This window comes from Blattabacterium cuenoti (assembly GCF_014251755.1).
Classification (GTDB): Bacteria; Bacteroidota; Bacteroidia; order Flavobacteriales; family Blattabacteriaceae; genus Blattabacterium; species Blattabacterium cuenoti_AN.
On the sequence record NZ_CP059200.1, the window covers coordinates 194069 to 211631 of the forward strand.

The window sequence follows — 17563 nt, forward strand, 5'->3', positions numbered from 1 at the left end:
TTTATTTATATTTTATTTGACTAGACCAAGAACGAGTTGTTTTGATCGCTCTTTTCCAACCTTGAATTCTTTCCAATCTACTAGACATTTCTTTTGGTTCAAAAATTTGTTCCAATTTCCATTTATCTTGAATCTCTTCAAGACTACTCCAATAATTTACAGCTAATCCCGCTAAATAAGCAGCTCCAGCTGCTGTAAGCTCAGAAATTTTAGATTTAACAACTTTTACATTTAAAATATCAGATTGAAATTGCATTAATAATTTATTTACGGTAGCACCTCCATCTACACGAAGTTCTTTTATAGAAATACCAGAATCCGCTTCCATAGCTTTCAATACGTCCATATTCTGAAAAGCAATACTTTCTAATGCAGCTCGAACAAAATGAGCGGAAGAAGTTCCTCTTGTTATTCCTACAATGGTTCCTCTTGCTTTTTGATCCCAATAAGGAGCCCCTAAACCAGAAAAAGCTGGAACCATATACAAACCTTCCGTATTCTCCACAGAAGAAGCTAATATTTCCGCTTCATTAGAAGACAACAGTAGTCCTAATCCATCTCTAAGCCATTGAACAACAGCTCCTGCAATAAAAACACTTCCTTCCAATGCATATTGAACTTGATTTTGGATTTTCCAAGCTACAGTAGTAATTAAATTGTTTTGAGAAAAAACTGGATTATCCCCTACATTCATTAACATAAAACATCCCGTTCCATAAGTATTTTTTACCATACCAATTTTTGTACACATTTGACCAAAAAGAGCGGCTTGTTGATCTCCCGCAATTCCAGATATAGGAATTTTATGTGATAAAATATGTCCTGTTGTATAACCAAAAATTTCACTAGATGATTTTACTTCTGGAAGCATGGTGACTGGAATATTAAATAAATCCACCAATTCTTTATCCCAATTTAGAGTATGAATATTAAATAACATAGTACGAGAAGCATTCGTTACATCTGTAACATGAATTCTTTTCCCGGTTAAGTTCCATATTAACCATGAATCTATCGTTCCAAATGCTAAAGATCCAGAATAAGCTTTTTTTTTCGCACCAGGAACATTTTCCAATATCCACTTAATTTTTGTAGCAGAAAAATAAGGATCGATAATCAAACCAGTTTTTTTTCGAATCATTTCGGTTAATCCCTCTTTTTTAATTTGATCACAATATTTAAATGTTCGTCTATCTTGCCATACTATAGCATTAAAAATAGGCTCTCCCGTTTTCTTATCCCATATAACAGTTGTTTCTCTTTGATTAGTAATTCCGATCGATACTATATTACCCCCTTCTAAATTTGCCTTTAAAATAGCTTCTAAAGCTACTGAAGCTTGTGTTGACCATATTTCTTCTGCATTGTGTTCCACCCATCCAGGATGAGGATATATTTGTGTAAATTCTCTTTGAGCTACAGAAATAATATTTCCAACTTGATCAAAAATAATAGCTCTGGAACTGGTTGTTCCTTGATCTAATGATAGTACATATTTTTTCATAAACATATAATAACTTTTCTACTATCAAACTGATGGATAATAGTATTGCATAGCTATCTTCTTGAAAGCATCTACTTGTGATTTTTCCCATTCTTCATCTCTAGAAAGTTCTTTAGCCATTAATGATGCTACTTTGGGTGCTATATCTATTGCTTTTTTAGCATTTAAAAATAATAAACGGAACCTTCTTGCTAAAACATCTTCAATGGTTCTCGCCATTTCATTACGAACCATCCAAATGACTTCTGCTTCGGTATAAAAAAAAGAATCTTTGGAAATTAAGAAACTCCCCAATAATGGATTTTGATCAATTAATTTTTTTATATGATATTCATCTTCTCCATATTTATTCCAATGATGATTTTGACTTTTATATGAAGAAACAGATCCATAAATTTTAAGATTTTTTGTAACAGAAGGCTTTTTATTTAATTTTCCTATTTCAATAGCTTTATTAACAGTATCCTCTGCCATTTTTCTATATGTAGTCCATTTTCCTCCTATAATACTAATTAGTCCAGAAGAGCTTATCATAAGTTTATGAGATCTAGAAATATCCTTAGTTTTAGTAATAGAAAAATAAGAATTATTAGAAACAAAAAGAGGACGTAATCCAGAAAATGCACTCAATATATCACTTTTTTTTGTATGAAATACAAAATATTTGTTAAAAGTTTGTAATATAAAATCAATTTCTTTTTCTAAAGGAATCGGTTCAAGAACACTCTTTTTTAAAAAAGTATCTGTAGTTCCTACTAAAACATGATCATGCCATGGAACACAAAATAAAATTCTTCCATCCTGAGTTTTTGGAATAACTATAGCATTTGAACTACTGAAGAAAGATTTATCTAATACAATATGTGTGCCTTGACTTGGTTTGATAAAAATCGGACGTGAAGATTCATCCATTTTTGAAATAGAATCAGAAAAGACTCCAGTAGCGTTGATAACTATTTTTGAAAAAATAGAATATTTTTTTTGAGTTTCAAGATCACAGGCTACAACTCCATAAATTTTATTTCCTACTTTTTTTAGTAAATTTTTGACTTGAAAATAATTTAATAATATTCCACCCTTTTGAACACAAGTTTGAGCTAAATTAATAGCTAAACGTGCGTCATCAAACTGACCATCATAATATAAAATACCTCCTTTTAACTTTTTACTTTTAATTTCTGGAAAATTTCTAACGATTTCATCCTTGGATAAAAATCTGGATTTTCCAAAACTTAAAGAACCAGAAAGCCATTCATACAATTTTAAACCAGTCCAATACAAGATTCCCATTCTCCAATTGAAAACTGGAATGATAAATTTTTGTTTTTTTACTAAATGAGGAGCATTCTTTAATAAGAGGCCTCTTTCTTGCAATGCCTCATAAACTAATCTTATATTTCCTTGAGCTAAATATCGCACTCCTCCATGAACTAGTTTTGTACTTCGACTAGAAGTCGCTTTAGAAAAATCAGATTGTTCTAATAAAAGAGTTTTATATCCTCTGGAAGAAGAATCTAAAGCGATTCCTAATCCCGTCGCCCCTCCTCCAATTATGATAACATCCCAAAGATTTACATTTTCTAAAATGGTCAAAAACCTATCTCTATTTAAAAAACTTTTCATCATTTTTTACTCATATAAAATTTCCAACGAAATATCCTAATTATTGGGGTTTTTTTTTAAAAATTAAATGAACAAAATTAAAAATATTTTCAATAAAAGAAAATTATAATTAGAATTATACATTATTTTCTTTTTTAATCATTTGATAGATAAAATTTTTTATAGTCTCTTTTCCTGAATGATCATGAATTTTTTTCATAATTTGATTCATGTCATAAAATTGTTTCATAAAAAGATCTATATGATTCAATGTGATACCAGATCCTTTAGAAATTCTTTTTTTTCTTTTTACATCAGTAAGAATTTTAGGATTATTTCTTTCATAAGGAGTCATAGAATGAATAATGGTTTCTATTTTTTTAAAAGAATTTTTCTGATTTCCATCAAAAGAAAAATACTTATCGATTCCAGGAATCATTGAAATAATATTTTTTATATTTCCTATTTTTTTAATTTTTTGAATTTGATCTAGTAAATCATTAAAATTAAAACGATTTTTTGAAATTTTTTGATAAATTTTTTGAGTTCTTTTTTCATCAAATTGTTCTTGTACTTTTTCAACTAAAGAAACTATATCACCCATACCTAATATTCTATTAGCTATTCTATCTGGATGAAAAACTTCCAAATCTTCTATTTCTTCTCCATTACTAATAAATTTTATGGGTTTTTTTACTACACTAGATATGGTTATAGCAACCCCACCTCGACTATCTCCATCTAATTTTGTTATAACAATACCATCAAAATTCAATACTTTTGAAAAAGATTGAGCTGTATTTATAGCATCTTGTCCTGTCATGGCATCGACAACAAATAAAACTTCATCTGGTTTAGAATATTGATTTATTTTTTGAATTTCTTTCATCATGATTCGATCGATTGCTAATCGACCCGCTGTATCAATAATAATTACATCTTTCTTTTTTTTCAAAGCATAAAGAATAGATTGATCCAAAATTTCTATAACATTTTTACTTTTTTTTAAGGAAAAAACAGGAATATTTACTTTTTTTGCAATCCATTTCAGTTGATCTATAGCTGCAGGACGATGAATGTCTGCAGAAACCAGCAAAGGAAATTTATTCTTTTTTTTTAAAGAAAAAGCAAGTTTAGAAGAAAAAGAAGTTTTTCCACTTCCTTGCAATCCACAGATTAAAATAATAGAAGGATTCTTAGATAGATTTATTTCTATATTTTTTTCTCCCATAAGAAAAACTAATTCATCATATACTATTTTTGTAATTAATTGCTTTGGATTTAAAGAAGTCAACACTTTTTTTCCAATAGATTTTTCTTGAACTTTTTGAATAAAGTTCCTAACTATTTTATGATTTACATCTGCATCAATTAATGCTCGTCCAATTTTTTTTAGAGAAGATGCTATATTGATTTCTGTAATGGTATTGTGTCCCTTCAAAATATGAAGAGCTTTAGAAAATTTATTTTTTAAATGTTCAAACATAAGTTAAGTATACATTTTTTTTACATACGATCAAGCATTTTAATGCCCAATAAATTCATACCAGATTTTAAAACATTTCCTGTGACATGAATAATATTCATGCAAATATTACTATGAATGATGTTTAAAGGATCTATTAATTTTTTATTTTGATAAAGGTGATTAAAAATTTTAGATACTTCATACATATAATTAGCTATTAAAGAAGGATTTAAATATTTTGCTGATTTTTTTAAAATCAATGGATATTTTTGAAGAATTTTGATCATATTTTTTTCATGTGTATCAAATTTTATATTTGACCAATAATAATTAAGTAATGAACATAACTTAAAAAAGTTTCGTTCCAAAGAACGAATTCTGGAATAAGTATATTGAATATATGTTCCTGTTTTTCCTTTAAAATCTATAGATTTTTCAGGAAAAAAAATAATTTTTTTTTTGGGATCTATTTTCAGAAAATAATATTTCAATGCTCCTAATCCTATTATTTCAGAAGATTGTTTTTGTTCTTCTTTTTTTAGAAATTTTTTTTTTGCAATAGATGACATTTTTAAAATGATACTATCAGCGTCTATAACATTTCCTTCTCTAGATTTCATCCTACCACTTGGTAAATATACCATTTCATAAGATAAATGTGATAATTTATTTACCCATAAATATCCTAAACGTTTTAATACATTAAAAAGAACTTGAAAATGATAATCTTGTTCTTTTCCGACAATGTATATGATTTGATCTATATTGTATTTTTTAAAACGTTCTACGGCTGTTCCAATATCTTGAGTAATATATACGGAAGTTTGATCCGATCGTAATAAAAGTTTTTGATCAAAACCTTCTTTGATTAAATCAATCCAAATGGATCCATCTTTTTTTTGAAAAAAAATACCTTTTTTAAGACCTTTTTTTACAATTTCTTTTCCAATTTCATAAATATCACTCTCATACTCTATTTGATCAAAAGTAATTCCCAATTTTTTATAAGTTTCTTCAAATCCATTATAAACCCATTGATTCATTTTCTTCCAAGTATTTCGAATAACAGGATCTCCTATTTCCCATTTTTTCAATAACTCTCTAGCTTGATTCAGAATTGAATTTCGAATAGATTTATCATTTTTTTCAGATAATTTTTGAGTTTCTTTTCTATAAATCTTATCAAATAAACTATAATATTTTCCTACAAAATGATCTCCTTTTATTTTAACTCTATCAGGAGTTTCTCCTTTTCCAAACTTTTTCCAAGCTATCATAGATTTGCATATATGTATTCCTCTATCATTAATCATTTGAATTCTTATTATTTCATGACCAATCATTTTTAATATTTCAGCTATAGATGCTCCAATAAGACTATTTCTAATATGTCCTAAATGGAGAGGTTTATTGGTGTTAGGAGAGGAATATTCAATCATAATTTTTTTAGAAGGATATTTCAAATCATAAAAATTCGTATTTAACATTTTTTTCAGAAGATGAATATAATAATCATCTTTAAAAATAAAGTTTAAAAAACCTCTAATAATAGAAAACTGAATTAGTCCTTTTAATTGATATTGCACATAATCTCCTATGTCTTTTCCTATTTTTTCTACAGGTTTTTTGAATTTTTTAGATAAAGGAAATAAAATTAAAGTCATATCCCCTGGATATTCTTTTTTAGTATATTGAAAATCCAATTCAGGACAAGATTCTAGTTTATATAAAACAGATATGGACTTTTTTACTATTTCTTCTATAGATTGAAAATGATTATTCATAGATGACATATATAGAATAATTTTCTAAAAATATCTTTTTAATGGAACTCTCCATCCAAAAGGATCTTCGGATCGATTGTGTTGTATATCTAATAATATTTTCTTGAAATAAAGAGATATTCTTTTTTCTTCTGCAAGATTTGGTAAATCAAAATCACTTCCTTTATAGCTAATTGTTTGAAAATAATTTATAACGGCTGCTGTACCACAACCAAAAGCTTCTTTCAATTTTCCGGTTTGTAATCCTTCTATAATTTCAGAAACGCTTACATTTCGTTTTTCTACAAAAAAACCTTTTTTTTCAGCTAAAGAAAGGATACTTTTGCAAGTAATTCCACTTAATATATTTTCATTAAATTTTGGAGTAATAAGTCTATTTTTTAAATAGAAAAAGACATTCATAGTTCCAGATTCTTCTATCATGGTATGAGTAGAAGAATCTGTCCACAATATTTGATCAAATCCTTTTTCATTAGCTAATCGAGTAGGATAAAAAGAAGAAGCATAATTTCCAGCAGCTTTAGTAAATCCAACTCCTCCTGATGCAGAACGGCTATATTTTTCTTCTATTTTAATTTTTAATGGATGTTTATAATAAGTATCTGCAGGAGCAGATATAATCATAAACATATAATTTTTAGAAGGTTTTGCAGACAAAACTCCATTAGTTGCAATTAGAAAAGGACGAATATACAAAGATTGTCCATAATTTTTTGGAATCCAATCTCTATCAATATTTATTAATTGTTTTAATCCATTCATAAAAATATTTTCTGGTATAGTCGGCATTTCCAAACGTACAGCCGATCTATTTATTCTCTTAAAGTTTTCTTCCGGACGAAATAAAAAAACTTCTTCGTTTTTATCTTTGTAAGCTTTCATCCCTTCAAAAACAGCTTGACCATAATGAAAAACAAGAGATATAGGAGAAAACATTATATTTCCAAAAGGTTTAATAATAGAATTTTTCCATTTTCCATCCTTAAATTCAGAACAAAACATATGATCTGAATATTGATTTCCAAAATCAATATTGTTGAAATCCATTTTTTTAATTCTAGAATGTAAGGTTTTTTTTATTTTCATAAAATGAAAAAAATATTTAGTAAATATAATAATAAATAATTTTTTTAATAAAACCCTTTATTTTTTAACTATCATTCATAATTGTTAATACTTTTTCTACAATATTTTCAACTGAAGGTTTTGAAAAATAATCTCCATCAGATCCATAAGGAGGACGATGTTCTTGAGCTGTAATCGTAACAGGTGGACTATCTAAATAATAATATCCATTTTGTTCTTCTAATATTTTCTGTAGAATATAAGCAGAAGCACCTCCTGGAACATCTTCATCTATAATCAATAATCTATTGGTTTTTTGTAAACTTTTAACAATGTCTTTTTGTAAATCAAAGGGAAGTAAAGATTGAATATCAATGATTTCAGAATCTATATTCATCTTAGATAACTCTTCTGCTGCTTCACTGACAATTCTCCATGTAGATCCGTAAGTAATCATAGTAATATCTTCTCCTGTTCTTGTTTTTTCTACTATTCCAATAGGCGTTCTGAATAATCCTAAATTTTTAGGTAATTTTTCTTTGATTCTATATCCATTAAGACATTCTACAACCAAAGCAGGATCATCTCCATATAATAAAGTATTATAAAATCCAGCAGCTTTTACCATATTCCTTGGAACAAGAACTAAAATTCCTCTTAAATAATTAATAATTCCTCCCATTGGAGAACCAGAATGCCATATTCCTTCCAAACGATGTCCTCTAGTTCTAATAATAACAGGAGCTTTTTGTCCTCCTTTTGTTCTGTATTGCAAACAAGCTAGGTCATCACTCATGATTTGTAAAGCATAGAGAATATAGTCTATGTATTGAATTTCAACTATAGGACGAAGTCCTCGCATTGCAAGACCGATTCCTTGACCAAGAATCGTAGATTCACGTATCCCTGTATCAAAAACACGAATTTTTCCATATTTTTTTTGCAAACCTTCTAATCCTTGATTCACATCTCCTATTTTTCCTACATCTTCTCCAAAAATTAAAAGATCAGGATGTAACTCCAATAGTTTATCAAAATTTTCTCTTAGGACAATTCTACCATCTACTTTATAGTCATCATTATATACAGGAAAAACTTCTGTTATTTTTACGGAAGCTTTTTCAGAAATACTATACAAATGTGAAGAATAATTTTCTTGTTCTTCATGATATTTTTTTCTCACCCATTCTATCAAACAATTTTTTGGATCAGATTTATCTTCTGATAAAAGATATAATACTTTTCTTGCAATGCAAAATACTGATTTTTTTGTAGGATAATTTTTAGTTGTATTATATAATTCTTTTATATATTTTTTGATCCATTTTTTTTCTGCATGATTATTTTGAATTTGATCTAAAATGCTTAGAACCTCATTTTTAATTTTAAAAATAGGTTTTTGAAATGCTTCCCAAGCTTTTTCTTTTTCATTTTTAACATATTCTTTAGCTTCTATATCTATTTGATCTAAAAAACCAACATTAGCTATTTTACAATAATTTTTTTGATTAATTTCAAACCTAAAATTCAAAATCCAATCTCTAAATTTTTTGATTCCGTCATTATTCATTTCCCATTCTAAACGTTCTTTTGATTTGTATCTTTCATGTGAAGAAGAAGTGGAATGTCCTTGAGGTTGGGTTAAATTTGTAACATGTATGATTACGGGAACATGTTCATTACGAGCAATTTTATCTGCTTTAAGATATGTTTTTGTGAGATCTATATAATTATATCCATGAACACGAATAATTTCTATACCCTTTTCTTTTTTACTTCTGTGAAACCCATATAAAATATCGCTAATATTTTGTTTTGAAAATTGGTATTTATTGGGAACAGATATTCCATATTCATCATCCCAAATGGAAAGTATAATCGGAATCTGTAATACTGAAGCGGCATTCAATGTTTCCCAAAATAATCCTTCCGAAATACTAGCATTTCCTATCGTTCCAAATGCAACTTCATTTCCATTATGAGAAAACATTTTATGTGTTTTCTTTAAATTTTTTAATTCTTTATAAATTTTAGAAGCCTGAGCTAATCCTAATAATCTAGGCATTTGAGCCGCAGTGGAAGATATGTCTGCACTAGAATTTTTTTGTTGAATAAGATTTTTCCAATTTCCATCTTTATTCAAAAAACGTGTTCCAAAATGAGACGTCATCATTCTACCAGACGAAACAGGCTCTGCTTCTATATCTGAATGAGCGTATAATTGCGAAAAAAAATTTTTTACCGTTAAAACTCCAATAGCCATCATAAACGTTTGATCCCGATAATATCCAGATCTATAATCTCCATTCTTAAAAACTTTTGCCATGGCTAATTGAGGAATTTCTTTTCCATCTCCAAATATTCCAAATTTAGCTCTTCCATTTAAAACTTCTTTACGACCTAAAATGCTAGTTTCACGACTAATTCTTGCTAATTTATAATCATTTATAACCATTTTTTTTAATGAATCAAAATCAAAATAGGGTTCATCATCATCAATCCATGTTTTATTGTTGTAATTCATAAACTATCATTTTTTTATATGAAAATACAGGAATTTCCATTTCTGAATTTCTTTATTTAATTTTAATAAATATTTTTCAATGAAATAGAAACTATGATTGATCATATGTTCGGAAACATCACTCTTTCTATTATAAAGCCAGACGCGGTACAAAAAGGATATATCTTTCCTATTTTATATAAAATAGTACACGCAGGATTTCACATTATAGCGCTAAAAATGACAGAACTTTCCAAAAAATCAGCTACAAAATTTTATGCAGAACATAAAGAAAAATTATTTTTCGAATCTTTAGTAAAATTTATGTCTTCTGGTCCAATTGTATCTGTAATATTAGAAAAAGAAAATGCCGTAAAAGATTTTAGAATTTTAATAGGAAAAACGAATCCAGTATACGCAAAAAAAGGTACTATACGAAATTTATATGCAACCTCTTTAGAAAAAAATGCGATACATGGATCTGATAGTAATCAAAATGCTATAAAAGAATGTTTGTTTTATTTTTCTAATAGAGAAATTTTTTTCTAAATTATGAAAATATGAAAAAAAGCTTTTTGATAGTTTTTTCTATCATTTTTATTTTGATATCTGTAATAATATTGTGGATAGCTAACACATATAATCATCTAATTAAACTGAACGAAAATATTAAAACACAATGGGGTCAAGTAGAAAATGTTTATCAACGTAGAGTAGATTTAATACCAAATTTGGTGAATATAGTAAAAGGATCTTCCAATTTTGAAAAAGAAACATTAAATCAAATTATGGAAGCTAGAGCAAAAGCGACTTCTCTTTCTACTATAAATACAAATGATTTAAATCAAAACCAAATCAATAAATATCAAAAAGTACAAGATAACCTCAATCATTCTGTCAGTCGATTCCTATTAATTGTAGAAAATTATCCTAACCTTAGGTCTACACAAAATTTTTATGAATTACAAAATCAATTAGAAGGAACAGAAAATAGAATCAATGTAGAAAGAAATCGTTTCAATGAGAAAGTAAATAATTTCAATATTTATAGAAATCAATTTCCAAAAATTATAATTGCAAATTTGTTTTCTCAATTTCAAGAAAAAGGATATTTTCAATCTCAAATAGGATCCAAAAAGTCTCCAATTATAGATTTTTCAAAATGAGAATTTCATTCATGTTAGATCACAATATGGAATTGAAAAAGAATCAATTCAAAAAATTATGAACATGAAAAAAATTATTCGATTTATTTTAATTATTTTAATTTGTTTTTTTTCAAATTTATTAAAAGGACAATTTTATATCCCTGAAGCTCCAAAAAAAATATATCCTGTACAGGATTATGCAGGAGTTTTATCCAAAAAACAAATAGAAAAGTTAAATCAAAAACTAATTTCATATTCTAAAATTACATCAACAGAGATTTTAGTTCCCATTATTCAGAATCTTAAGGGAGAAGATCCGAATTTATTAGCTTCTCAATGGGGAGAAAAATGGAAAATTGGAAAGATTCATAAAAACAATGGTATAATTATATTATTATCCATTCATGATAGAAAAATATCTATTCAAAACGGATATGGAATAGAACCTTATATTACCGATTTTTTAACTATGAAAATTATAAACAAAATAAAACCTATATTAAAAAATCATTTTTATTATAAAGCTATAGATTCTGGAACTCAAGAAATATTTCAAATTTTAAAAAAAAAATATAAAAAAAAACAGAATAACAAAATTTTTTCCATATGGAATTTATTCACTCACATTAGTAGTATTTTTTTGATTTTTTTATTATTTTATCTTTTTTTAATAAAAAAAACAACAGACGTTTCATTGTTTAATACATTATTAATCACAAATTTTTTATTTAAAAATAAAAAATATGATCATGATGAAAATTTTGATGGATTTGGAGGGGGAGGAAATTTTGGAGGAGGAGGGGGAAGTGGTAATTGGTAATTAATTATTTTTTTTTAAATGATCTAAATACTCCTTGAGTCTAGTAATTTTATTTAATGTATCATTTTCTTTTTTTTTTTCTTTCAAAAGAATTTGTTTTGGAACAGAAGTCACATATTTATTGTTATATAAGTTTTTTCTAATAATAGACAATAAATTATAAAAATATTGAATTTTATTTTCAATTTTAACAATATCCATGTGAAAAAAATCCTTTTGATCTAAGGATAAAAAAAATTGATCTGTTTCTAATAAAAAAGAAAAAAACGGAATGTTTTCTGGTTTTTTTGAAACAGGAACTATTTTATCTAACTTGGCAAGTTTTAATATAATGGAATCATATTCTTTTTCTATTTTTTCTTTTTTTCTGATAGAAAATAAAACAAGACTTTTTTGATGAGAAATATGATTCTGATTTCGAATATATCGTATTTTAGATATAATTTTAGTCGCTTTCTCGAAAGAAACTAAAACATCATAGTCATAAAATTTTTTTTTAGGCCAAGAAGAAATAATTAGAGCTTCTTGAGGTTCTCTTTTTCTAAGAAGATTCCAAATTTCTTCTGAAATGAAAGGCATATATGGATGTAATAATTTCAATATATTTTCAAACAACTTTACAGCATTGAAGTGTACCATTTCTGGAACACATTTACTTCCATAAATAGGTTTAATAATTTCTAAAAAATATGAACAAAAATCATTCCAAATAAATTTATATAAAATCATTAATGATTCATCCAATCTATATTCTATAAAATATTTTTCAAAAATATCCAATACATAATAAAAACGATTTTTTAACCACTTAATAGCAAGTAAAGAAGTATCAGGAATATATTGATTTTTTGTTACTTTCCAACTTTGAATCAAACGAAATGCATTCCATATTTTATGAGAAAAATTCCTTCCTTGGAAACATATTTTTTCTTCAAAATGAAAATCTTTTCCTGCACCATTTTTAAGCATAAGACCCATACGAACAGCATCCGCTCCATATTTATTAATTAAATCTATAGGATTTGGAGAATTATTTAATGATTTTGATATTTTTTTATTTTTATAATCTCTAATAATTCCAGTAAAATAAACCCTTTTGAAGGGTTTATGATTTTGAAGTAAAAAACCAGACATAATCATACGTGCAACCCAAAAAAATAATATATCTGAACCTGTCACAATCTCTTCAGTAGGATAATAATAAAAAATTTCATGATTATCAGGATGATAAATTCCATCAAACACAGATATAGGTAATAACCAAGAAGAAAACCAGGTGTCTAAAACATCCGAATCCTGCCATATTTCATTATGATTTAAATATGGATTTTTACTTTTATATCTTGCTTTTTCTAATGCTTGTTCTAAATTTTCTGCAACTACAAAATCATTAAGTTTTTTACCATAATAATAGACAGGAATACGATGTCCCCACCATAATTGTCTAGATATATTCCAATCACGAATTTGATTCATCCATTTAAAATAGATTTTATGAAATTTTTTTGGATAAAATTGAATATTTCCATTTTTTACAGCTTCTATAGCAGGAATCGACATTTTCTTCATTTTTAAAAACCATTGAAGAGATAGTCGTTGTTCAACGACTGATAAAGTTCGTTCCGAAAAACCTATTTTATGATTGAATTTTTCTATATTTTTTACCATTTTTAATTTATGGAGTTCTTCTATTATTTTTTTTCTTACTTGAAAACGATCCATTCCTTGATAATGAATTCCTTTTTCATTGAGAGTGGCATTTTTATTGAAAATATTGATGATCTCTAATTTATGTTTATCTGCTATATTTTTATCATGTATATCATGAGCCGGAGTAATCTTTAAACATCCAGTTCCGAAATTTGGATCTACATATGAATCTTGTATAATTGGAATATCTCTATTTATAATTGGAATTATAGCATATTTTCCTTTCAAATGATAATACCGACTATCGTCTGGATGAAAACAAATTGCTGTATCACCAAATATAGTTTCAGGACGAGTTGTAGCTATAGTCACATAATTTTCTTCTCCTTTAATTTTATATTTCAAATAATATAGTTCTCCAATATGTTCTTTATAAAGAACTTCCTCATCAGAAAGAGTAGTTTGAGCTTCCGGATCCCAATTAACAACATGATGTCCTCTATATATGTACCCCTTATCATACAAATCAATGAAAACTTTCGTTACAGATTGAGACAATTTAGGACTCATCGTAAATTGAGTACGATTCCAATCACATGAACATCCCAATTTTTTAAGTTGATCAAAAATAATATTTTTATGCTTTTTGACCCATTTCGTTACATGATACAAAAATTTTTTTCTTCCTAAAAAAATCTTAGATAATCCTTTCTTTTTTAACTGATGAACTACTTTAGCCTCTGTAGCAATAGATGCATGATCTGTTCCCGGAATCCAACAAGCATTATATCCTTTCATTCTTGCATATCTAATCAAAACATCCTGTATAGTATTATTAAGCATATGTCCTATATGAAGAACTCCAGTCACATTTGGAGGAGGCATTACTATAGCATAAGGAATTCTATCATCTGGATATGAGGAAAAGTAATTTCCTTTCATCCAATAATGATATCTTTTTTTCTCCACATGTTTGGGATCATATTTAATTGGAATATTCATAAATTTAAAAATATAAAAAAAATTGAAATAATCATGAAAATTATTTTGATTGCTGCTGTTTCAAAAAATGGATTTATAGGAAAAAATAACCAATTAATGTGGCATTTACCTAATGATTTAAAACGTTTTAAATATTTAACTGTGGGAAAAACAGTTTTAATGGGAAGAAAAACTTTCGAATCTATTGGGAAAATCCTTCCAGAAAGAAGGAATATTATCCTTACAAAAAATAAAGAAAACTTTTTATACTTAAAAAAAAATCAAAAAAATATTAGAATCGTTTCTTCTATCAGAGAAATAGAAAAAATATACAAAAAAATATTTGTTATAGGAGGAGAAAGAACATATGCGTACACAATTGAAAAAGCACATACTATAGAATTAACACTAGTTCATAAAAAATTTCATGGAGATGCGAAATTTCCAAAAATAGATCAAAAAAAGTGGAAAAAAATATATGAACTTTTTTGTGAAAAAGATAACAATCATTTATTCGACTACAGTTTTATTAGATTTGAAAGAAAAAAATAATTTATTCTCTTCTATCTAATTCCTTTTTTATTCGTGCCGCTAGCTCATAACATTCATTAACGACCGCATGATTTAATAAGGTATTCAAATCTTTTTCTGTCATATTTTCTAAATCTTGTTTACTTTTTTCTTTAAAAAAAAGAAGATTATTCTTTTCTATTCCTGTATCAGAAGTTTCATTTTCTTTATCAATAGGAAACCCATTTTCAAAATAAATACCAGCCTTATCAAAAATTTCTCTTGTTGTATAAATAGGAGCCTGAAAACGGACTGCCAAAGCAATAGCATCCGATGTTTTAGAATCTATTTTGTGTTCTTTTTTCTCTATTTTTTTTCCTTTTTCTTCTATATCGCCTCCTTCTTCTACTAATAAAATAGAAGAAAAAAATATTCCATTTACTAGTTTATATATAATTACAGCTTTTAATCTAATATGAAATTTTTTTGCAAAAGAAAAAAATAAATCATGCGTAAAAGATCTGGATAGATCTTTTTTTCCTAAAGCAGAAGCAATAGATTGAGCTTGCAAACTTTCTATAATAATCGGAAGTTTTATTTTTCCATATTCTTCTTCAAGCAATAAAACATATATACCAGATTGTATTTGACTTAAGGATATTCCCCGTATAGTTAATCTAATGAGTTGATCCATAGGAATATATTTATTATAATCAATCTAACCACTCTCTCCAAATATCCTAAATCCGGGAGGATGTTTTTTTGATTTATTATTCTACCAATAATATAATAAAATTCTTAGTTACATGTAATAATTTTTTTTATATATTTAATAATAATATTAAAAATTTTTATTATGAATACTTCTTTTAGATTCTTGATTTTTACAATTTTCATAGCATTAGGATTCATTACTTCTTGTAATGATGATATAAACTCTACAGAGGAAGACAACAATAACCAGAAAACCAACATCGCTTCAACGGAAGAATCGACTTCCATTGAAGATGAGGATGAAGATGAAATCCTACCTCCTCCTTATGATGCTGATGAAATTGATAAGATAAATCCAAAAGATTTATCTAAACAAATCAAAGAAATAGGAGAAAAAATAGAAATATTAGAAAAGGAAAGTTCACGACACTATGATGAATACAGTAAGATGTCAGAAATCCAAAAGGCAATTTTGGAAAATGTTAGAATAAAAAGAATAATTATGAAATCTAAAACTGTAGGTTCGGAAGAAGAAAAAATAGCTAAGATAGATTTTGAAAATGAAAAAAAATATGGAAGAGAAAAATTAGAAATACTCAAAGAAAAAAATCACCTTTTGTATAATTTAACAAAATCCATAGCACAAGCGAAAGAAGAAAAAGAAAAATTACAAGAAAAAGAAAAATATTTATTGAAAAGAAAAAAGAAAAAAGAAAAAGCTAAATTAAATTAGATGATTCGATATTGTTTTTTCCACGTAAAAGAAAATCTTTCTTTTACGTGGATTTTTTTTTATATTTTATGAAAAACTGATACATCCTATTCTTATGAAAAAAAAGAGTTTTCGTGAAGTTATAGCAGAAGCTATGAGTGAAGAAATGAGAAGAGATGATACTGTTTATCTTATGGGCGAAGAAGTAGCTCAATATAATGGAGCCTACAAAGCTTCTAAAGGAATGCTAAAGGAATTTGGTCCAAAAAGAGTTATTGATACTCCTATATCAGAATTAGGTTTTTCTGGAATCGGAGTCGGATCTGCCATGAATGGATGTAGACCTATTATTGAGTTCATGACTTTCAATTTTTCTTTAGTTGCCATGGATCAAATTATTAATAATGCAGCAAAAATACGTTATATGAGTGGAGGACAATGGAATATTCCCATTGTTTTCAGAGGGCCCACTGGTTCTGCTGGACAATTAGGAGCCACACATTCTCAATCTTTTGAAAGTTGGTATGCAAGTTGTCCTGGATTAAAACTCGTAATTCCATGTAATCCTTACGATGCAAAAGGTCTTTTAAAATCGGCGATTAGAGATAACAATCCCGTAATTTTTATGGAATCTGAACAAATGTATGGAGATACAATGATGATTCCAGATGAAGAATATATTCTACCTATTGGAAAAGCAGATATAAAAAAAGAAGGAACTGATATTAGTTTAGTCTCCTTTGGAAAAATTATGAAAATAGCTTTAAATGTGGCATTTAAACTAGATAAAGAAAATATTAGTGTAGAGGTCATAGATATTCGCACTATACGTCCATTAGATTATGAATCTATCCTATTTTCTGTAAAAAAAACTAATCGTTTAGTAATTTTAGAAGAATCATGGCCTTTTTCATCTATTGCTTCTGAAGTTTCATTTTTTATACAAAAAAAAGCATTTGACTATCTTGATGCTCCTATTAATAGAATTACTTTATTAGATACACCTGCTCCTTATGCTTCTAATTTAGTAAAAAATTGGTTTCCTGATGAAAATAAAATAATCAATGCTATAAAAAGAACTCTTTATTTAAAAATTTAAAAA

14 protein-coding genes are annotated in these 17563 nt (G+C 27.0%); 6 read left to right on the forward strand and 8 right to left on the reverse strand.

Annotated elements, in window-relative coordinates; translation table 11 throughout:
- Position 1: 1 nt before the first annotated feature.
- From glpK to H0H57_RS00945, 6 genes are all read right to left on the reverse strand, one after another.
- A complete protein-coding gene (glpK, locus tag H0H57_RS00920) occupies positions 2–1510 on the reverse strand; it encodes a glycerol kinase GlpK (RefSeq protein WP_185863962.1) in 1509 nt (502 codons plus the stop codon).
- An 18-nt stretch (positions 1511–1528) separates the two neighbouring features.
- Positions 1529–3130, reverse strand: coding sequence for a glycerol-3-phosphate dehydrogenase/oxidase (locus H0H57_RS00925; RefSeq protein ID WP_185863963.1), 1602 nt, complete (start codon positions 3128–3130; stop codon positions 1529–1531).
- Between the two features lie 112 nt (positions 3131–3242).
- Positions 3243–4592 (reverse strand): signal recognition particle protein, encoded by a 1350-nt coding sequence (gene ffh, locus H0H57_RS00930; protein ID WP_185863964.1) that lies wholly within the window; start codon positions 4590–4592, stop codon positions 3243–3245.
- 20 nt (positions 4593–4612) lie between these two features.
- A complete protein-coding gene (gene argS, locus H0H57_RS00935; protein WP_185863965.1) occupies positions 4613–6358 on the reverse strand; it encodes an arginine--tRNA ligase in 1746 nt (581 codons plus the stop codon).
- Positions 6359–6382: 24 nt separating this feature from the next.
- Positions 6383–7444, reverse strand: coding sequence for a branched-chain amino acid aminotransferase (locus H0H57_RS00940; protein WP_185863966.1), 1062 nt, complete (start codon positions 7442–7444; stop codon positions 6383–6385).
- A 64-nt stretch (positions 7445–7508) separates the two neighbouring features.
- Positions 7509–9947, reverse strand: coding sequence for an alpha-ketoacid dehydrogenase subunit alpha/beta (locus H0H57_RS00945; protein ID WP_185863967.1), 2439 nt, complete (start codon positions 9945–9947; stop codon positions 7509–7511).
- A 93-nt stretch (positions 9948–10040) separates the two neighbouring features.
- Here H0H57_RS00945 and ndk point away from each other — a divergent pair, with 93 nt between their 5' ends.
- The 3 genes from ndk to H0H57_RS00960 all read left to right on the forward strand — a co-directional run bounded on the left by ndk (position 10041) and on the right by H0H57_RS00960 (position 11894).
- The gene (gene ndk / locus H0H57_RS00950) at positions 10041–10475 is read left to right on the forward strand and encodes a nucleoside-diphosphate kinase (protein WP_185863968.1); all 435 of its coding nucleotides are present in this window, start codon (positions 10041–10043) and stop codon (positions 10473–10475) included.
- Between the two features lie 11 nt (positions 10476–10486).
- Positions 10487–11092, forward strand: a complete 606-nt coding sequence (locus H0H57_RS00955; RefSeq protein ID WP_185863969.1) for a LemA family protein — start codon at positions 10487–10489, stop codon at positions 11090–11092.
- Between the two features lie 64 nt (positions 11093–11156).
- Positions 11157–11894, forward strand: a complete 738-nt coding sequence (locus H0H57_RS00960) for a TPM domain-containing protein (protein ID WP_185863970.1) — start codon at positions 11157–11159, stop codon at positions 11892–11894.
- On the opposite strand, the gene H0H57_RS00965 is transcribed toward H0H57_RS00960, so the two are convergent.
- Complete coding sequence (locus tag H0H57_RS00965) at positions 11895–14546, reverse strand: valine--tRNA ligase (protein WP_185863971.1); 2652 nt, start codon at positions 14544–14546, stop codon at positions 11895–11897.
- 33 nt (positions 14547–14579) lie between these two features.
- Here H0H57_RS00965 and H0H57_RS00970 point away from each other — a divergent pair, with 33 nt between their 5' ends.
- A complete protein-coding gene (locus H0H57_RS00970) occupies positions 14580–15077 on the forward strand; it encodes a dihydrofolate reductase (RefSeq protein ID WP_185863972.1) in 498 nt (165 codons plus the stop codon).
- A gap of 1 nt (position 15078) precedes the next feature.
- Here H0H57_RS00970 and H0H57_RS00975 read toward each other — a convergent pair whose 3' ends face one another.
- Positions 15079–15729, reverse strand: coding sequence for a bifunctional nuclease family protein (locus H0H57_RS00975; RefSeq protein WP_185863973.1), 651 nt, complete (start codon positions 15727–15729; stop codon positions 15079–15081).
- A gap of 162 nt (positions 15730–15891) precedes the next feature.
- Here H0H57_RS00975 and H0H57_RS00980 point away from each other — a divergent pair, with 162 nt between their 5' ends.
- Positions 15892–16482 (forward strand): hypothetical protein, encoded by a 591-nt coding sequence (locus H0H57_RS00980; RefSeq protein ID WP_185863974.1) that lies wholly within the window; start codon positions 15892–15894, stop codon positions 16480–16482.
- Positions 16483–16576: 94 nt separating this feature from the next.
- Positions 16577–17560: a pyruvate dehydrogenase complex E1 component subunit beta gene (locus H0H57_RS00985; RefSeq protein WP_185863975.1), complete on the forward strand. Its 984-nt coding sequence runs from the start codon at positions 16577–16579 to the stop codon at positions 17558–17560.
- The last annotated feature ends 3 nt before the right edge of the window (positions 17561–17563 follow it).